Annotated in this window: 16 protein-coding genes; 9 read left to right on the forward strand and 7 right to left on the reverse strand. The window is 67.8% G+C overall.

All coding sequences use genetic code 11. From position 1 onward, the window contains the following. Positions 1-945, forward strand: a complete 945-nt coding sequence (locus Q7J39_RS10705) for an NAD(P)-dependent oxidoreductase (RefSeq protein WP_304824140.1) — start codon at positions 1-3, stop codon at positions 943-945. Here Q7J39_RS10705 and Q7J39_RS10710 read toward each other — a convergent pair. From Q7J39_RS10710 to Q7J39_RS10720, 3 genes are all read right to left on the reverse strand, one after another. Then, on the reverse strand, positions 942-3212 hold the full coding sequence (locus tag Q7J39_RS10710) for a tetratricopeptide repeat protein (protein WP_304824143.1): 2271 nt from the start codon (positions 3210-3212) through the stop codon (positions 942-944). The two genes, Q7J39_RS10705 and Q7J39_RS10710, sit on opposite strands and share 4 nt — an antisense overlap. Positions 3213-3357: 145 nt before the next feature. Further along, positions 3358-3633 carry a SemiSWEET family sugar transporter gene (locus Q7J39_RS10715; protein ID WP_304824146.1) on the reverse strand — a complete coding sequence of 92 codons (276 nt, stop codon included), beginning with the start codon at positions 3631-3633 and terminating at the stop codon, positions 3358-3360. 162 nt (positions 3634-3795) lie between these two features. After that, complete coding sequence (locus Q7J39_RS10720; protein ID WP_304824150.1) at positions 3796-5259, reverse strand: OprO/OprP family phosphate-selective porin; 1464 nt, start codon at positions 5257-5259, stop codon at positions 3796-3798. Between the two features lie 193 nt (positions 5260-5452). Here Q7J39_RS10720 and Q7J39_RS10725 point away from each other — a divergent pair, with 193 nt between their 5' ends. From Q7J39_RS10725 to phoB, 6 genes are all read left to right on the forward strand, one after another. Next, positions 5453-6853, forward strand: a complete 1401-nt coding sequence (locus Q7J39_RS10725; RefSeq protein WP_304824153.1) for a cell wall metabolism sensor histidine kinase WalK — start codon at positions 5453-5455, stop codon at positions 6851-6853. A 92-nt stretch (positions 6854-6945) separates the two neighbouring features. After that, on the forward strand, positions 6946-8391 hold the full coding sequence (gene pstC / locus Q7J39_RS10730) for a phosphate ABC transporter permease subunit PstC (protein ID WP_304824157.1): 1446 nt from the start codon (positions 6946-6948) through the stop codon (positions 8389-8391). Continuing rightward, complete coding sequence (gene pstA / locus Q7J39_RS10735; RefSeq protein WP_304824160.1) at positions 8384-9676, forward strand: phosphate ABC transporter permease PstA; 1293 nt, start codon at positions 8384-8386, stop codon at positions 9674-9676. Before pstC ends, pstA begins: the two co-directional genes overlap by 8 nt. A 34-nt stretch (positions 9677-9710) precedes the next feature. Beyond that, the gene (gene pstB, locus Q7J39_RS10740) at positions 9711-10556 is read left to right on the forward strand and encodes a phosphate ABC transporter ATP-binding protein PstB (RefSeq protein WP_304824163.1); all 846 of its coding nucleotides are present in this window, start codon (positions 9711-9713) and stop codon (positions 10554-10556) included. Positions 10557-10566: 10 nt separating this feature from the next. Further along, a complete protein-coding gene (gene phoU / locus Q7J39_RS10745) occupies positions 10567-11268 on the forward strand; it encodes a phosphate signaling complex protein PhoU (protein ID WP_304824167.1) in 702 nt (233 codons plus the stop codon). A gap of 2 nt (positions 11269-11270) precedes the next feature. Beyond that, on the forward strand, positions 11271-11963 hold the full coding sequence (phoB, locus tag Q7J39_RS10750; RefSeq protein WP_304825025.1) for a phosphate regulon transcriptional regulator PhoB: 693 nt from the start codon (positions 11271-11273) through the stop codon (positions 11961-11963). Here phoB and Q7J39_RS10755 read toward each other — a convergent pair. After that, positions 11960-12952 (reverse strand): class 1 fructose-bisphosphatase, encoded by a 993-nt coding sequence (locus Q7J39_RS10755; protein ID WP_304824169.1) that lies wholly within the window; start codon positions 12950-12952, stop codon positions 11960-11962. The two genes, phoB and Q7J39_RS10755, sit on opposite strands and share 4 nt — an antisense overlap. Positions 12953-13069: 117 nt before the next feature. Here Q7J39_RS10755 and purD point away from each other — a divergent pair, with 117 nt between their 5' ends. Then, positions 13070-14347 (forward strand): phosphoribosylamine--glycine ligase, encoded by a 1278-nt coding sequence (purD, locus tag Q7J39_RS10760; RefSeq protein WP_304824172.1) that lies wholly within the window; start codon positions 13070-13072, stop codon positions 14345-14347. A 103-nt stretch (positions 14348-14450) separates the two neighbouring features. Further along, positions 14451-15524 carry a phosphotransferase family protein gene (locus tag Q7J39_RS10765; RefSeq protein ID WP_304824174.1) on the forward strand — a complete coding sequence of 358 codons (1074 nt, stop codon included), beginning with the start codon at positions 14451-14453 and terminating at the stop codon, positions 15522-15524. Here Q7J39_RS10765 and lpxK read toward each other — a convergent pair. From lpxK to Q7J39_RS10780, 3 genes are read right to left on the reverse strand one after another with little or no spacing between them, the layout of a single operon-like run. Further along, positions 15514-16524: a tetraacyldisaccharide 4'-kinase gene (gene lpxK, locus Q7J39_RS10770; RefSeq protein ID WP_304824177.1), complete on the reverse strand. Its 1011-nt coding sequence runs from the start codon at positions 16522-16524 to the stop codon at positions 15514-15516. The two genes, Q7J39_RS10765 and lpxK, sit on opposite strands and share 11 nt — an antisense overlap. After that, complete coding sequence (locus Q7J39_RS10775; protein ID WP_304824181.1) at positions 16521-17783, reverse strand: 3-deoxy-D-manno-octulosonic acid transferase; 1263 nt, start codon at positions 17781-17783, stop codon at positions 16521-16523. The genes lpxK and Q7J39_RS10775 overlap by 4 nt, the downstream gene beginning before the upstream one ends. Further along, complete coding sequence (locus tag Q7J39_RS10780; protein ID WP_304824185.1) at positions 17780-18751, reverse strand: cation diffusion facilitator family transporter; 972 nt, start codon at positions 18749-18751, stop codon at positions 17780-17782. The genes Q7J39_RS10775 and Q7J39_RS10780 overlap by 4 nt, the downstream gene beginning before the upstream one ends. Positions 18752-18763: the final 12 nt, after the last annotated feature.

Below are 18763 nucleotides of genomic sequence, written 5' to 3' on the forward strand. Positions count from 1 at the left end.
ATGGCCCGGGTCCTGCTGACCGGCGCGACCTCCTTCACCGGGGTCTGGATCGCCCAGGCCCTGGCCGAGGCGGGTCACGAGGTCATCGCGCCCTTGAAAAGGTTGGAGGCCGACTATGACGGCCTGCGGCGGGACCGGGCGGACAAGCTCAAAACCGTCGCCCAGATCGCCTTCGACACGCCTTTCGGATCGCCCGCCTTCCTGGATCTGCTGAAGACCGCCGGGCCGTTAGATGTCCTGGCGCACCACGCCGCCGACATCCCGGGCTACCGCAACGCCGACTACGACGTGGCCGCCGGGGTGACCCGCAACCTGACCGGCGCCGGCGTGGTGTTCGAGGCGGCGGCGACAGCGGGGGTGCGCGGCGTGATCGCCACCGGCACCGGCTTCGAGGACGCGGCGGGCGGTCTGGCGGTCTCGCCCTATGGCCTCTCGAAGAAGCTGACCAATGACGGCTTCCGGCACCTGGCCCTTTGGCGGGGCCTGGCCTTCGGACGGTTCATGATCAACGGGCCGTTCGGGCCTCTGGAGGAGGGCCGGCTGGTCTGGTCGCTCTTCCAGGCCTGGTTCGCCGGCAAGGCGGGCATTGTGCGCACGCCCGCCTATGTGCGCGATAACATCCCCGTTGTGTTGCTGGGCCGCGCCTATGCCGCGCTGGTGGACGAGATGCTGGCGAACCCGAAGCTCGACCGGGTCTGCCGTCCGGCGGGCTATGTCGGCGCCCAGGGCGAGTTCGCTCAGCGGGTGGCCCGCGAAGCCTCCGCCCGGCTGGGGCGGGACTGCCCGGTGGACTGCCTGGAGCAGACTGCCTTCCCCGAACCCCGGGTGGTGGCCAATGACGAGCCGACGCTGGATAGGCCGTGGGATGAGACCGGTTTCTGGGACGCCTATGTCGACTACTACCGCGAGGTGGAGCGGCGTGGCCTGCTGGGCGCGCCCGCCTAACCCGTCACGGCCTTCTCGATCAGGCCGAAGAAGTCGTGGGCGAACTGGGTTGTCTGGCCGATGGGGCTGGCGCGCATGCGTTCCCGCAGGCCGGCCCGCAGTTCTACGATCCGGTCAGGGTCTGTGCCCAGTTTCACCGCGGCGGCGATATAGCCTTCGGTGTCTCGGGCGCAAAGCTCGGGCAGGCCGCCGTTCATCAGGCTGGAATAGCTGAGCCGCTCGAACAGGGTTTCGCCCACCAGGGTGATCACCGGGACGCCCATCCACAGGCTTTCGCAGGTGGTGGTGCCGCCCGTCTGGGGGAAGCTGTCCAGGGAGATGTCCATCTCGTTGTAGAAGGGCAGGTGGGCGCCGCGCACCGCCTCGAAGCGCAGCCGGTCGGCGCTGACGCCCTCCGACGCGAACAGAGCCGCCAGGTTGTTGCGGAAGCTCGCCGAGCCGCTCTCAGGCCGCACGAACATGAACTTCGAATTGGGCACCTGGGCAACGACCTTGGCCCAGGTTCGCACCATGTCGCGGCTGTACTTGTAGGGATTGTTGGCGGTGCCGAAGGTCACATAGCCGTTGCGCGCCACGGGCGCGGGGTTCTGCACCGCGACTCGCTCGTTGAAGGCCCCTGACGACAGGGCGAACCAGCCATGCGGCAAGACCAGAGGCTTCTCGATCAGCAGGCCATCGCGCTCGGGCAGCATGAAGGGGTCGACGATCAGGTAGTCGATGGCCTTGAGGCCGGCGGAGTGTGGGTAACCCAGCCAGCTCGCCTGGATCGGGGCGGGCTTGTAGCCCATCACCGTGATCTTGTTCATGTGGGTCGAGCCGCCAAGCTCGATCAGCATGTCCAGTTGGTCGTTGGCGATGAGCTGGGCCGCGTCCCGGTCGTTGATGTCGGGGTTCCAGCGGAAGCCCTCCACCATGTCGGTGATGCGCTTCTGGGTCTGGTCTTCCTGGCCCGTATAGTAGGAGTAGCAGTAGACCTCGAACTTCTCCCGATCGTAGTGCTCGAAGAGCGGCAGCGAGAAATAGGCGACCGGGTGCGAACGCAGGTCCGAGGACATGAAGCCCACGCGGATCTTGCCGTTGGGCGTGCGCGGCGCGGGGTGCGTGATCGGCCGCCGGGCGACGGCGGCCTCCACCAGCTCGGCCCAGATGCGGTGCTGGTGGACCAGTTCGTCGCGATCCTGCGAGGTGCGCACCCGGGCCAGGTGGGAGAGCAGGGCGGTGTGGCGGCCATTGGAGGCCCAGAGCCGGCCGAGGTGCTGGAAGTCCCCCAGGGCGTCGGCGGCGTCGTAGTCGGCGACCCGGACGAAGATGTCGCTCGCCACCTTCACGGGACCGGCGCCCCCGCCCACCTTGTCGATGATGGGCTTGAGCAACTGATAGGCCCGTTCGAGATTGCCCGCCTCGTCGCCGCTGCGGGTGCGCGAGTAGCTCTCGGCGAGGGCGAGCTGGAAATCGGCATTGTCAGGCGCCAGTTCGTGCGCCTTCTCGAAGTGCCGGTTGGCCTCGTCCCGGTCGAAGTCGGCGAGGGTCAGGCCGAACTGGTAGTGGATCCAGGCTTGCTCGCCGAGTTCTGTGAGCAGGTCGGCGAAGTAGGTCTCGGCGTCCTTGTTGCGCCCCGCGCGACGAAGCATGACGCCCAAGGATTCGCGCATCCTCTGGTCGTTCGGCAGGGCCCGGACGGCGCGCTCCAGGATCGGCAGGGTCTCGACCGGTCCCTTGGTTTCGGCGGACAGCGAGGTCAGATCGAGCCAGGCGTCGACATAGTCGGGCTTCAGCTTGACGGCCAGGTTGAAGCGCATTTCCGCCTTTTCCAGATCGCCGGCGAACCAATAGGCCCGGCCGAGGGAGCGCTGGTGTTCGGCGTTGGTGGGTTGCTGGCGGATGATCTTGGTGAAGACGTCAATGGCGGCCGGGCTCTTCAGATCGTTCAGGATGTTGCCGCGATTGATCTGAGGCGCCAGGTTCTTAGGATCGATCTTGATGGCGCGATCCAGGGCCTTGAGACCCTCGGCATGGCGGTCGAGCCGGCGCAGGGCGACGCCCAGGATGTTCCACAGTTCGAGGTCGCGCGGATACCGGTCGGTGGCTAGTTTCGCCCACTGCTCGGCCTGATCGTACAGCTTGTGGCGGACCAGCATGGCCGTGAAGTTCTGATAGACCCGGGCCGGAGCGTTCGGATCGAGGGTCAACTGTTCCGCCGTGAGGCGAAGGCCCTCGTCCCGATTCCCCGCCTTGAGGGCGGCATCGGCGGGAGCAAAGCGTTCCATCGACATCGGGCGTCCTGTCACGCGTGAGGGCTCGGGGATCCGAGGCGCCGTCCGCGGCGATTGGGGGTTGGTCATGTGCGGGCGAACGCCCGCGGTTGGCGGGCAATCTAGTGCGCGGCGGGGGCGGCGCCAACCGGGGCGGCGGTCAGGCGTGGTATTCGCGGAACCGCCACTTCAGACCCAGAATCGCACCCGACAGGATCAGACAAACTGTGTTGGAGGCGGCGACGGGCCAGCTCTCGATCAGAACGCCGTAGCCGATCCACAGCATGAAGCCAGTCACCGTCACCACGTACATGCGCAGCGACACCGACGTGGCGTCCTTCTCGCGCCAGATCTTGGCGATCTGAGGCACGAAACTGGCCATGGAGCACAGGGCGGCCAACGTACCTACGAGGTCGGTCGGGGAGAGATTGGTCATGGTTCGGGCCCTCTTCGACGCCAGGAAACGGACGTCCCCTGCCTCGGGTTGCGAGGTGCTCACAAGAAAGAGGTGAAGGGCGTGCCGCCGCCGGACGCCAACACGCCGCGGCGCGTTGGCGTCTTGAAGTCTTCACTCTTTGAGGCCCGGTTCGAGGGCGGCTTAGAACGCGACCTGCGACCGCAGATTGAGCGCGCGGTAGTCCTGACCGATGGCGGCGCCGGCGGTGTTCTTCCGGTCCACGCTGACGTCGTAGTAGTCGAGCATGAACTTGACGGCCGGGTTCGGGAACCAATTGACGCCCAGGGTCCAGATGTCCTGCTCGCCACCGCGGACGCGGTCTGCCGCGATCAGACTGTTTTCCGAGTAGTTCAGGTCGATTGTGGAATATCGCGCCGCCAGCTCCCAGGCGCCCCACTGGCCCTTCGACGGGTCGAAGGGCTTGTCCACACCGGGCGCGTCGAAGGCCGCCGTGCCGATGTTGTACTTGCGGCGCTCGCCCGTCAGCACCCAGCTGCCTTGGGCGTACCAACCGTTGAAGCTGGGATCTGAGGCTCCGGGCGCCGGGTTGCGGCGGTCGATGGAAATGTCGAAGTACTCGGCCTGGACATAGAGGTTCTGCTTCTGGGCCGCGAACTCCAGGCCATAGGCCCGGGCTCCCTTGGCGTCGATCTGGCCGGTGTCCACCAGGCGCGCGCCATCAACCCGCAGCTCGGGACGCTCGCGCACCTGCAGGGCGTAGCGGGTCGCCGCGGCGGCCCCCAGGTCAGTCGGCTGGGCCACGATGCTGGCGTTGGCGCCGACATGGACCATCCAGTCCAAGCCATAGAACGGGGCGCCGGCGACGCGCAGGGCGTAGCCTTGCTGTTCGTCGAATATCGGGGCGTTGAAGGCCGTTGCGCCGGAGTTCAGGCTCTGGACCAATGGGCCGGTGGCGATGGCCGAGGCAAACCAGTGGTCGCCATTGCCGATGACGCCGCCGCCGATGCGGGTGTCGCCGCCGGCCAGGCCACGGGCGATGTCGGCCGCGGCCGGACGTTCGGGGAAGAGGGCGCCGTTGGTGGAGGCCGCGTCCTCAAGGCCCAGGGGCGGGGCGAAGGCGCCGACCCGGAAGCGCAGGGGCTTCAGGCCGGAGTACTGGACCCACATCTCCTGCACGCGACCGGAGTCCTCGGCGCCGGAGCCACCGAAATCGAAGAGGATGTTGTAGTCGAAGTTGCCGAAGACCTTGCCGTCGACGCCGATGCGGGCGCGGCGGAAATTGGCGCCGCTCGACAGGTCGCGGGCCGTGACGGCGGCCGGCAGGCGGTCGTCCTGGTCGTATTTCGCGGCGTCGAGCTGCATCACGCCGTGCAGGGTGGCCGCGAACTTGCCGTCCGAGGTGGCGATGCTCGGCTTGCCGCCAGCGATCGAGGCCGCGGCCGTGGCCGAGGGGGCGGCTGGGCGCAGGGCTGCCAGACTGGCGCCGGTGGAGACCTTCAGGTCGGCGATCTGGGCCTGAAGCAGTTCCAACTGTTCCTGCAGCGCGGCGATCTTGGCGTCGGTCGCCGGATCAGCCGCGGCCAGACCCGGCCAGGCCAGGGCGAGACCTGCCGCCCCTGCAAGTAGTTTCGATTTCCAAGCCATTTGGCTCTGAGCCCTTCGACTGTTGGAGTTTTTCAAACTCACGCCCACAAAGACCCGATAAATCCTATGGGAAGAATAGATATTGATTTGAGGCGGTCACCGATTTCCTGGCAGGCCAGCCAACGCTGGCCGTTGTCATATCAGTGTCATAAGTCTCGGGCCTGCTTAGATTTTGCAATCTGGGAGATTCGCCTTGTCGCAGACGCCGCGTGGATGGCCCTGGCTTTCGGGCCCGGCGCTGATCACGGGTGGCCTAGGCGTCCTGGCCCTGCTGGTTCTGGCGCCGCAGGCGCCCGGCGCGGTCTGGATGGCGGGGTTCTTGGCGGTGCTGGTGCTGGCTGTCGCCTGGCGCGCGGGGCGGACCGCTGACACAGCGGGAGAGGCGCCGCTCGCACCCACGCGACCGCCGCACGAGAATGCGCCTCCCTATGTCAGCATCATCAACGCGCTGCCCGATCCGGTCCTGGTGATCGCCGCCCATGAGCCTGATGACCTCACGGGTCGGCGTTTCGTGATGGTCAACGAGGCGGCCCGCGACCTCCTGCGGATTCAATATGACGCAGGCCTGCTGGTGACCGCGATCCGCGATCCCCAGGTGCTGGAGGCCGTGGACGAGGCCCTGTTCGGCGGCTTCGACAGCCAGGCGGTCTATGAGCTGGGCGGAACACAGGCGCGGGTCCTGAAGGCCTTCGCTAAGCCGCTGGGGACGGCGCCCGATGGTTCGCGTCTGGCCCTTCTGGTGCTGCGAGACGAGACCGACATCCGCCGGGCCGAGCAAACCCGCGCCGATTTCCTGGCCAACGCCAGCCACGAACTGCGGACACCGCTGGCCTCCCTCAGCGGCTTCATCGAAACCCTGCGCGGCCATGCCCGCACGGACGAGGGCGCGCGCGAGAAATTTCTGACCATCATGTCCACCCAGGCCGAGCGGATGGCCCGGCTGATCGACGATCTGCTGTCGTTGTCTCGGATAGAACTCAATGAGCACATCGCGCCCCAGGGCGAGGCCGATCTCGCCTCGGCGGTGATGGATGTGGTGGACGCCCTTGGGCCGCTGGCCCGCGAGCGGGGTGTGATGCTTACGCCTTGCCTACCGACACGCGGCGAGGCCCTGGTGTCCGGCGACCGTGACCAGATCGTTCAGGTGGTCCAGAACCTGGTGGACAATGCTCTGAAGTACGCGCCCCGCGGCAGTTCGGTGAAGATCGGGCTCGCCAGCGGCCTGACCGCCGAGGCCGCCGCCGCCCCGCTGCGGCCTCAGGCGGCGCGGTTGTCCTTGCTGACCCCCGACCACGGCCAGGGTGTCTACGCGGCCCTGCGGGTGAGCGACGAGGGCCTGGGCCTGAAGCGCGAGCACCTGCCCCGGCTGACCGAGCGGTTCTACCGGGTCGAGGGCCAGAAGAGTGGTGAGCGGTCCGGGACCGGCCTGGGTCTCGCCATCGTCAAACACATCATGAACCGACATCGCGGTGGCCTGGCGGTGGAGAGCGTAGAGGGCGAGGGGGCGACATTCAGCGCCTATTTCCCCCTGGCGCATCAATCTGTGACGCTTCCGCAAACGCCGCGCCCGGAGGCTGTTGCAAAACCGTCGTAGAAATGTCGTAAGCCGACAGCATTGCGCAGGCAGGTTCCGCGCGGCGTAGGACGACCCTCGTTCACGCACCTTGTTCTGGCTTGGGAGCCCCGATGCTCACCTGGATCGCCCTGCTGGCGCTCTTCCTGTTCTCCGGCGCGACCTATGCCTTCGGCCGTCGCAAGGCCCAGGGCCTGGCCGCGACAGGCAAGGCCGGCGCTCTTCATTCCCTGCCGGGCTACCACGGCGGCTATGTCGCCCTCTGGGCCGGCCTGCCCGCGGCTCTGATTGTGCTGGCCGCCGCCCTGTTTGGCGGCCGCATGGAGGCGGCCCTGTTGCGCGCCGACACGCCCGCCGCCGTTCAGGCCCTGAGCGCCCACGGCCAGGACGTCTTCTTCGACGACGCGCGAGCCATGGCGCACGGCGGCCAGGCGAGTGAGACGACCTATGAGGGTGATCTCAAGACCGCCATCGACGACAAGGCCGTCCAGGCCAAGCGCCTCGAGCAGCTCATCCAGTACGGCGCCCTGGCCGCCGGCGTGGTGGTGGGCCTTGCAGGCCTGGCGATCGCCTATCCCCGCATCAGCCCCACCTTCCGCGCCCGAAACCGGGTGGAGGGATGGATCGCGGTGCTGTTCATCGCCTGTGCGGTCACCGCCATCCTGACCACGGTTGGCATTGTCGCCTCCCTGGTCTGGGAAAGCTGGCGGTTCTTCCAGTCGGTTTCACCCTTGGACTTCCTGTTCGGGACCGACTGGGACCCGCAGATCGCCATGCGCAGCGACCAGTACGCCTCCAAGGGGGCGTTCGGCGCGGTTCCGCTATTCGCCGGCACCTTCCTGATCATGCTGATCGCCATGCTGGTGGCCGCGCCCATCGGCCTCTACTCGGCGATCTATCTCTCTGAGTACGCCCGACCGCTGACCCGCGGCGTGGTCAAGCCGCTGCTGGAGATCCTCGCCGGTGTGCCCACCGTGGTCTACGGCTTCTTCGCCGCCCTGACCGTGGGGCCGATCTTCCGCGAGGGCTTCAACAACCTGGGGGCTCTGCTGATTGGCGGCCCCTTCGACGGCCTCGGGATCTATCTCAGCCAGGTTCAGAACCAGATGGCCCTGGTCGCCGGCGCGGTGATGGGGATCATGCTGATCCCCTTCGTGTCCTCGCTCTCCGACGACATCATGAACGCGGTGCCGCAGTCTCTGCGAGACGGCAGCCTGGCCATGGGCGCTACCCGCTCGGAGACGGTGAAGCAGGTGGTCCTGCCGGCCGCATTGCCAGGCATCATGGCCGCCCTGTTGCTGGCGGTGTCGCGGGCAATCGGCGAGACCATGATCGTCACCATGGCCGCCGGCCTGCAGGCCAAGACCACCCTCAATCCCCTGGATACGGTGACCACAGTGACGGTGCAGATCGTCACCCTGCTGACCGGCGACCAGGAGTTCGACAGCCCCAAGACGCTCTCGGCCTTCGGGTTGGGTCTCACCCTCTTTGTGGTCACCTTCATCCTGAACGTGATCGCCCTGCGCATCGTCCAGAAGTACCGGGAACAGTATGACTGACGCCGCCATTCCTACGGACAAGACCGCCTTCCGCCAGGGGCTGGAGACGCGTCTGAAGAAGCGCTACGCCCAGGAGCGGCGCTTCCGCCTGTACGGCCAGTTGGCCATCGTCTTCGCCCTGGGCTTCCTGGTGCTCCTGGTGGGTCGGATCGCCCTGCAGGGCTACTCGACCTTCATCGACTATGAGGTCACCCAGACCATCTATGTCGACCCCGCCAAGGTCGACGCATCCGATATCGGCGGCTCCAATTTCGACCTGCTGGTCGCCGACCAGATGCTGGCCAAGCTGGGCGAGGCCGACGACGAACTGGGCGAGGCTTCGGGCAAGATGATGGACATCATCTCCAACGACTTCGGCTTCCAGCTGCTGAAGATGGTCCGCGAAGACCCGACCCTGATCGGGAAACAGGTGACTCTGACAGGCCCGGTCAAGGCCGACGCGGCCCTCTACTACAAGGGGGAGCTGAAGCGCTCGACGCCGCAGGACGAACGCAAGCTCGATGATCGGCAGCTCAATTGGCTCGACAAGATGCAGGCCTCCGGCGCGGTGTCGAAGGGCTTCAATGTGGGCTTCCTCACCAAGTCGGACTCCACCGAACCGGAACAGGCTGGCGTGCTCGGCGCGGTGGTCGGCTCGGCCATGATGCTGCTGGTCACCGCCGTCCTCGCCGTGCCTATCGGGGTGCTCGCGGCGACCTATCTGGAAGAGTTCGCGCCCAAGAACCGCTGGACCGACCTGATCGAGGTCAACATCAACAATCTCGCCGCGGTGCCCTCCATCGTCTACGGCCTGCTGGGCCTGGCGGTGTTCATCAACTGGCTGCACGTGCCCAGGTCCTCGCCCCTGGTGGGGGGATTGGTCCTGGCCCTGATGGCCCTGCCGACCGTGATCATCGCCACACGCTCGGCGCTCAAGGCGGTGCCCCCTTCGATCCGTGAAGCTGCCCTCGGCGTCGGCGCGTCGCGCACCCAGACGGTGTTCCACCACGTCCTGCCCCTGGCCATGCCAGGCGTCATGACCGGGGCGATCCTCTCGCTGGCTCACGCCCTTGGCGAGACCGCGCCCCTGCTGATGATCGGCATGATCTCCTTCGTCCCCGGGGTTCCCGAGGGCTTCACCGGGGCGGCCACCGTCCTGCCCGTCCAGGTCTTCATCTGGGAAAACGCCTCGGAGCGCGCCTTCCACGAGCGCACGGCCGCGGCGATCCTGGTGCTTCTCGCCTTCATGATCGTAATGAACCTGGCCGCGATCCTGCTTCGCCGTCGCTTCGAACGCCGGTGGTAGTCCGATGATCCCGCGTCAAACCCCAAGGTCCCCCATGCCCGCTCAGCGTGACGACAGCCAGGCCCGCGGCTCGGCGCCCGTCCAAATCGCCGTAGACCGCGCCCACACCGGCGGACCGCAGCACGCGATCAAGATCCGCGCCCGCGACGTCAACGTCTTCTACGGCGACAAACAGGCCCTGTTCGATGTCTCCCTGGACGTCCCGGAGAAGGCGGTCACCGCCCTGATCGGCCCCTCCGGTTGCGGCAAGTCCACCTTCCTGCGCTGCATCAACCGGATGAACGACACCATCCCCGGCGCCACCGTGCGCGGCCGGATCGAGTTGGACGGGGAGGACGTCAACGACAAGGCCATCGACCCGGTCATCCTGCGCGCCCGGGTCGGCATGGTGTTCCAGAAGCCGAACCCCTTCCCCAAGACCATTTTCGAGAACGTGGCCTACGGCGCCCGCATCCATGGCCTGACCAGCAGCAAGGCCGAGCTGGAAGCGGTGGTGGAATCCTCGCTGAAGCGCGCGGGCCTGTGGGGCGAGGTGGCCGACCGGCTTCACCAGCCTGGCACGGGCCTCTCCGGCGGCCAGCAGCAGCGCCTGGTGATCGCCCGCGCCATCGCCGTCTCGCCTGAGGTCATCCTGATGGACGAGCCCTGCTCGGCGCTGGACCCGATCGCCACAGCGCGGATCGAGGAACTGATCGACGAGCTGCGCAACCAGTACTGCATCGTCATCGTCACCCACTCCATGGCCCAGGCCGCGCGGGTGTCGCAGAAGACCGCCTTCTTCCACCTGGGCAAGCTGGTGGAGGCCGGTCCCACCGGCGAAATCTTCACCAACCCGCGGGACAGCCGCACCCAGGACTACATCACCGGCCGGTTCGGTTAGGGAGTTCGACATGAACGAGCACATCGTCAAATCCTACGAAGACGAGCTGAACACGCTCACCGCCGAGTGCGCCCGGATGGGCGGCCTTACCGAGGCCCAGGTCGGCGACGGCATCGACGCCGTGGTCCGCCGCGACACCGCGCTCGCCGAGGCCGTGGTCGGCCGTGACGAGCGGCTGGATGTCCTGGAGGCCGACATCGAGCGCAAGGCCATCCGCCTGATCGCCCTGCGCCAACCCATGGCCAACGACCTGCGCAAGACGGTGGCGGCGATGAAGATCGCCATGAACCTGGAGCGCTGCGGGGACCTGGCCAAGAATATCGCCAAGCGCACCCTGGTGCTGACCGAAGCCGAGCCGCTGACCCCGCTCACCCGCTCCATCGAGCGGATGGGCAAGCTGGTCCTGGGCCGGCTGAAGGACGTGCTGGACGCCTATACCGCCTCGGACCTCGACCGGGCGCTGGCGGTCTGGTCCCGCGACGACGAGGTGGACGAGCACTACAACAGCCTGTTCCGCGAGCTGCTGACCTACATGATGGGCGATCCGCGCACGATCACCGCCTGCGCCCACATGCTGTTCGTGGCCAAGAACCTGGAACGGATCGGCGACCACGCCACCAACATCGCCGAGATCATCCACTACGAGATCACCGGGGCCGAGACGATCGGATCGGCGCGGCCCAAGACCGACGCCCTGGCGCGGGAGGTATGAGCATGATTCCCCACATCCTGGTGGTGGAGGACGAGGACGCCCTGTCGACCCTCCTCCAGTACAATCTTGAGAAGGAAGGCTACGACGTGGCCGTGGCCATGGACGGCGAGGAAGCCCTGACCCAGGTCAGCGAGCGCCTGCCCGACCTGGTGGTGCTGGACTGGATGCTGCCCAAGGTCTCGGGGATCGAGGTCTGCCGCAGGCTTCGCCAGCGCAGTGAGACCCGCAACATACCGATCATCATGCTGACCGCGCGCGGCGAGGAGAGCGACCGCATCCGCGGCCTGGACACCGGCGCCGACGACTACATCATCAAGCCCTTCGCCATGAGCGAGCTGTCGGCCCGCATCCGCGCCGTCCTGCGCCGCATCCGGCCGGGCCTGGCCGAGGATCGGGTGCACATCGGCGACCTGGTGATTGACCGCGTCGCCCACCGGGTGAAGCGCGCGGGCTCGGAGATCCACCTGGGCCCCACCGAGTTCCGCCTGCTGGACTACCTGATGCAGCACCCGGGCCGCGTCTTCTCCCGCGAGCAACTGCTGGACGCCGTCTGGGGCTCCGACGTCTATGTCGAGGCCCGCACGGTGGACGTCCACATCGGACGCCTGCGCAAGGCCCTGAACCGCGACGAGGCCGAAGCCGACCCGATCCGCACGGTGCGCTCGGCGGGCTACTCCCTGGACATGGACACCTAGGCGCCCTGGTGCAGGCGCTCAATGTGCGCCACCTCGGCGCGTGATCCCAGCATCACCGAGATGCGCTGGTGCAGGTCGGTGACCTCGGCGTCGAGGATCGGGCCGCGGCCGTCGAAGGCCGCGCCGCCGGCCTGTTCCACCAGCAGGGACATGGGGTTTGCCTCGTACATCAGGCGCAGCTTGCCCGCCCGGTCCGGCTCGCGCTTGTCCCAAGGATAGAGGAAGACGCCGCCGCGCATCATGATGCGGTGGACGTCGGCCACCATGGAGGCGATCCAGCGCATGTTGAAGTTCTTGCCCCGGGGGCCGGTCTCGCCCGCCAGGCAGGTCTCGACATAGCCACGCACCGCCGGCGCCCAGTGGCGCATGTTCGAGGCGTTGATGGCGTATTCCTTGGTCTCGGCCGGAATGGTGATTGCGGCGCCGGTCTGCAGCCAGTCACCCGTGTCGGGGTCGAGGGTGAAGGCGTTGACGCCCTCGCCCAAGGTCAGGACCAGGGTCGTCTGCGGGCCATAGACCACATAGCCGGCGGCGACCTGGGCGCGACCCTTCTGAAGGAAGTCTGCGAGCACCGCGGGACGCGGCATGTCGGCCTTCGGGGCGGGCAGGACTGAGAAGATGGTGCCGATGGAGACGTTGACGTCGATATTGCTGGACCCGTCCAGGGGGTCGAACAGCAGCAGGTAGCCGCCCTTGGGGCCCGCTGCGCGGACGGGGTGGATGTCGTCCATCTCCTCCGAGGCCATCGCCACCAGGGCCGGTGACGCGGCGCAGCGCTGCAGCAGCATGTCGTTGGAGATGACATCGAGCTTCTTCTGCACTTCACCCTGGACGTTCTCGCTTTCCAGCGCCCCCAGGACCTCGCCGAGCGCACCGCGGCGGACCAGGGCGCTGATCTCGCTGCAGGTCTCGACCACCGTGACGATCAGGTCGCTCAGGGCGGGCTCAGCCTCGGTGGTGGCAAGATAGTCGCGTAGGTTGGTGGGCATCGATCGTCCGCTGGAAAGCGCCCGCCGGGGGCTTGCGGACCTAAGATCACAACCGGGTGCGCCGGGACAAGCCCTGGCGGCTTGACCGGGGTGGCCTGTCGGGCGAAAGCGCGGGTCATGAACATCCTCCTCGTCGGTTCCGGCGGGCGTGAACACGCCCTGGCCTGGAAGATCGCGGCCTCGCCGCTCCTCGGGCGCCTGGTGATCGCGCCCGGCAATCCGGGCATGGCCGCTCTGGGCGAGCTGAGGGCCATTAAGGCGACCGACGTTCCGGCCCTCGTGGCCCTGGCCCAGGAGATCACGGCCGATCTGGTGGTGATCGGACCCGAGACCGCCGTCGAGGCGGGGCTGGCCGACGCCTTGGCCGAGGTCTCCATCTCGTGCTTCGGGCCGACCGCATTCGCCGGGCAACTGGAAAGCTCTAAAGCCTTCACCAAGGCCTTCTGTGACCGCCATGACCTGCCGACCTCGGCCTATGGCGTCTTTGACGACGCCGCCGCCGCCAAGGCCGCCCTCGACCGCTTCAGGCCGCCCTATGTAATCAAGGCCGACGGCTTGGCGGCCGGCAAGGGCGTGGTTATCGCCGAGGACCGCGCGACCGCCGAGGCCGCCATCGACGACACCCTGGGCGGCCGGTTCGGCACGGCCGGGGCGCGGGTGGTGATCGAGGAGTTCCTGGTGGGGGAGATCGGCTCACTGTTCGCGCTCTGCGACGGCAAGACCTCAATCCTGTTCGGTGGGGTGCAGGACCACAAGCGCGCCTATGACAACGAGCAAGGCCCCAACACCGGCGGCATGGGCACCTATTCGCCCGCCCCAGTCTTCACCGACGAACTGATGGACCTGACCCGCGAGCTGCTGGCCGAGCGGGCCTTCAATGGCATCGCGGCGGAGGGCGCGCCCTATCGCGGCGTATTGTTCGTCGAGCTGATGGCGACCGCTGACGGTCCCAAGCTGGTGGAGTTCAACGTCCGTTTCGGCGATCCTGAATGCCAGGTGTTGATGCTGAGGCTGGAAAGCGACCTGATCCCCTACCTGCTGGCCTGCGCCACCGGGACGCTGGATCAGATGCCGCCGCCGGTTTGGCGCGACGAGGCCGCCGTCTGCGTTGTGATCGCCGCCGAGGGCTATCCCGACGCGCCGAAGACCGGCGCCGCCATCATGGGCGCCGAGCAGGACTTCGGCCCGGACGTGATGGTCTTCCATGCCGGAACCACCCGCGACGCCGACGGAACTCTGCGCGCCAGCGGCGGCCGGGTGCTGAACGTCTGCGCCCGGGGCGCGACCCTGCAGGCGGCGCGCGACAAGGCCTATGCGGCGGTGGCGAAGATCGATCTGCCCGGCGGCTTCCACCGGCGCGACATCGGCTGGCGAGCGCTCGGCAAGCCCACCTGAATTTTCGAAGTTCCGGTACGAAGATCGCCTCTTGCCTTGCCGTGAGGGCAGGGGGGTCGGTATGGTGTTTTCAAACACGCGTAAGAGAACAAGGGGAACGCCCATGGCCGAAGTCACCGAACAGGCGCGCGAGCAGCTCAACACCGGCACCAAAGAGGTTGTGGAGAGCCACAAGTTCGACGAAGCCGCCCTGGCCGCCTGGATGGAAGCCAATGTCGAGGGCTATTCCGGTCCCCTCGAAGTCCGCCAATTCAAGGGCGGGCAGTCGAACCCGACCTACCAGCTGGTGACCCCGAACAAGAAATACGTCCTGCGCCGCAAGCCGCCGGGCAAGCTGCTGCCCTCGGCACACGCGGTGGACCGCGAATACAAGGTGATCACCGCCCTGCACACCACCGGCTTCCCGGTGGCCAAGTCCTGGGGACTCTGCACCGACGACAGCGTCATCGGCACCATGTTCTACGTGATGGACATGGTGGAGGGCCGCATCCTCTGGGATCAGAGCCTGCCGCAGTACGAGCCGGCCGAGCGCCACGCCATCTACATGGCCAAGCTCAAGACCCTGGCTGACCTGCACAACACCGACCATGAGGCCATCGGACTGGGCGACTATGGCCGGCCCGGCAACTATATGGGCCGTCAGGTCGATCGCTGGACCAAGCAGTACAAGGCCAGCGAGACCGAACACATCGAGGAGATGGAGCGGCTGATCAAGTGGCTGCCCGAGAGCCTGCCCGAGCAGGAGCGCACCTCCGTCGTCCACGGCGACTACCGGCTGGACAACATGGTGCTGCACGCCACCGAGCCGCGCGTGGTGGCGGTGCTGGACTGGGAGCTCTCCACCCTGGGCGAACCCCTGGCCGACTTCACCTACCTGCTGATGAACTGGGTCAATGGCGGCATCTCGGCCATCCCTGACCTCAAGGCCCATGGCATTCCGACCCTGGACGAGTACGTCGCCGAGTACTGCCGGCTGACCAACCGGGAGGCCCTGCACGACCTCAACTGGTTCTTCTCCTACAATATGTTCCGGCTGGCCGGGATCTGTCAGGGGATCGTGGGCCGGGCCCGCGACGGCACGGCCAACAGCCCGCAGGCCGCCGCCATGGCCCTGCGCGTGCCGCAACTGGCCAAGGCCAGCTGGGCCTATGCCCAGAAGGCCGGCGCTAAGGTCTAAGCGCTAGGTCGAGCAGCGCTTCGAGGGCGGTATCGTCCTCGAAGGCCGCCGCTACAGGCCAGGCGGTGATGCGCGCACGCCATGCGGCGGGGAGGCGCGCCCAATCCTTCTCGGTGGTCACCAGGCCGGCGCCGAAGTCCGCGGCCCGGTCGGCCAGGGCCTGAAGGGTCGCCTCGTCATAGGCCATGTGGTCAGGGAAGGGCGCGAAGTCCTTCAGGTCGCAGCCGGCCGCCTGCAGCGACCGCTCCACCTTCCACGGCTTGCCGACCCCGGCGAAGCCCACCTGTGGCCCTGAGGGCGGCGGAGCCACGGGTGCGAGCCGGGCGACCAGAACGGGTTTGCCGGGGAACAGGGCCACCAGTTCCGGATCGGGTGCGTCGAGGTCGGACGGCATCATCAGGATCACCGCGTCGGCGCGGGCGAGGCCTACGTCCAGGGGCTCGCGCAGGGGGCCGGCGGGAAACACCGATCCGTCCCCCAGCGGCCACTCGCCGTTCCGCGTCTCGCCGTCCACCACCACCAGGGACAGGGTCTTCCGCACCGAGGGGTTCTGGTGGCCGTCGTCCATCACCAGGGCCTGGGCCCCGGCCCAGCCGGCGGCCAGCGCGCCCTTGGCCCGGTCGCGGGAAATCCAGATCGGCGCGTCGGCGGCCAGCATCAGCGGCTCGTCCCCCACCTCGGCGGCGGTGTGCCTGGCGGGGTCGACCTGGATGGGTCCTGCGAGCGAGCCGCCATAGCCTTTCGAGAGACCGTGGGCGTCGACATGTCGCGCGCGCAGGCGCTTCAGAAGTTCGCGCACCACCGGGGTCTTGCCCGTGCCGCCCGCGGTGAGATTGCCGACGCAGATCACCGGCACCCCAGGATCAATGGGGACTGTGTGGGCGATCCTCCGCGCCGTCACGGCCGCCCAGATCCAGGAGATTGGCGTCAGCAGGGCGCGCGATACCGGCGCCGGCGCGCCATCGCGGACATACCACCAGCGGGGCGTCGACAACTTCATCGGGGCAGCAGGGGTTCGAGCAGAGCCATCGCCTGGTCCAGGGCGCCACCTTGCCGCTGAGCGTAGGCGAGGGCGGCCTCCCCCATGCGGCGGCCGATGTGAGGATAGTCGTTCAGCCCCTTCAGGTGGCGGGCGAGGGCCGCGCTGTCAGCCGCTTCAATGGCGGCCGCGTCGGCAAACAGATCGGCGTAGAGGGCGGTGGCGTTGAACGTATGCGGCCCGGTGAGGATCGGACGCTCCAGGCGGGCCGGCTCCAGCGGATTGTGGCCGCCGATCCCCGGCAGGAAGCCGCCGCCCATCACCACCACGTCGGCCAGGCTGTAGAGCAGGCCCATCTCGCCCAGGGTGTCGGCGACATAGGCGGTGGTCCTCGGGGTCAGAGGCTGGTTGGCCGCGCGGCGGGCGACGGTGAAGCCGCTCAGCAGGTCCGCAACCGCCGCGCCGCGCGCCGGATGGCGGGGCGCGATCACCAGCAGGGTGTCGGTGAGGCCGGCCCGCCGGAAGCCCTCGATGACGATCTCGTCCTCGCCGGGATGGGTGTTGGCGGCTAGTACCACGCGGCGCCCGCCGACAGCAGTTCTCAACCGCGCCAACTCCAGGGCATCGAAGGGCAGGGACTCGCCGACCGTCTTCAGATTCAGCAGAGGGCCGGTACGGGCGCCGAGGCTGCTCAGCCGCGCCTGGGTTCCCGCCTCTTGCGGCAGGATCAAGTCAAAGGCGTCCAGTACGACCTTGGCGGCGGCGGGCACGCGCGACCAGCCCCGGGCGCTGCCCTCCGTCATCCGCGCCGACAGGAGAGCCAGCTTCACCCCGCGCTCATGGGCGCCGAGGATCAGGTTGGGCCAGAGTTCGCTCTCGACCAGGACGCCGAGGTCGGGTTCCCAGTGGTTCAGGAACCGGGTCACGGAGCCCGGCGCATCCAACGGAGCGTACTGGTGGATAACGCCCTCGGGCAGACGCCGGGCCAACAGGTCGGCGGAGGTGCGGGTGCCCGAGGTGACGATCAGGGCCAGGTCGGGCCGCCGGGTCTTCAGGGCGCCGACCAGGGGCAGCAGGGACATGCTCTCGCCGACGCTGACCCCGTGCAGCCAGACGAGCGCGCCTTCGGGGCGGGGGACGGTGGAACGGCCCAGGCGCTCATCCAACCGCGCGGGGTCTTCCTTGCCCGCCTTTACGCGACGCTCCAGCAGGGGCCGGGCGAGCGGCTCCAGAAGACCGAGGGTGGAGGCGTAGAGCTTGAGAGAGAGCGGGCGTCTCACACGGCTTCCGCGGGCGAGAGCCGGCAGACCTCCGCCCCGCCGGTCTCCACCTGCAGGGTGCAATGGCCGATCTTGAACCTTCTCTCCAGGCCCTCGCATGCGGCATGCAGGAAGGCGTCGCAGTCCGGATTGTCGGGCCGGGTCACGTGGGCGGTCATGGCCGTCTCGGTGGTGCTCATGGCCCAGACGTGCAGGTCGTGGACATCGGTGACGCCGGGCAGGGCGTTGAGCCAGCCCCGCACCTCGCCCACGTCGATCCCCCTGGGCGCGGCGTCGAGGGCCAGGTTCACGGAGTCCTTCAACAGGCTCCAGGTCCCCAGGACGATGACGAGGGCGATGACCAGGCTGAGCGCGGGGTCGATCCAGCCGAAACTGGTGATGGCCATCAGCCCGGCGCCGACCACCACGGCCAGGCTGACGGCGGCGTCACTGGCCATGTGCAGGAAGGCGCCGCGTACGTTGAGGTCGTCGTGACCGCGCATGAACATCAGGGCGGTGGCGGTATTGATCACCACCCCGATGGCCGCGACGATCATCACCGGGGCGGTGGCGACATCGGTGGGCTCGGCGAAACGGCGCACAGCCTCAGAGACGATCACCCCCACCGCCACCAGCAGCAGGACGGCGTTGGCCAGCGAGGCCAGGATGGTGGCCTTGCGCAGGCCGTAGGTGCGGTTGGCGCTGGGCGCCCGGCGGGCCAGTATCGTGGCGCCCCAGGCCAGTAGCAGGCTCAACACATCGGAGAGGTTGTGGCCGGCGTCGGCCAGCAGGGCCAGCGACCCGGACCAAAGACCCGCCGCCACCTCAGCCAGGACAAACGCGAAATTCAGCGCCACCCCGATGGCGAAGGCGCGGCCGAAATCCTTCGGCGCATGGCTGTGCCCATGGCCACCGTGGGCGTGGCCGTGCCCGCCGTGATCGTGGTGATCATGATCATGGTCGTGGTGGGCGTGATCGTGATGGGCCATGACCCTATGTCT

The sequence above is a fragment of the Phenylobacterium sp. genome (assembly GCF_030651185.1).
Lineage (GTDB): Bacteria > Pseudomonadota > Alphaproteobacteria > Caulobacterales > Caulobacteraceae > Phenylobacterium.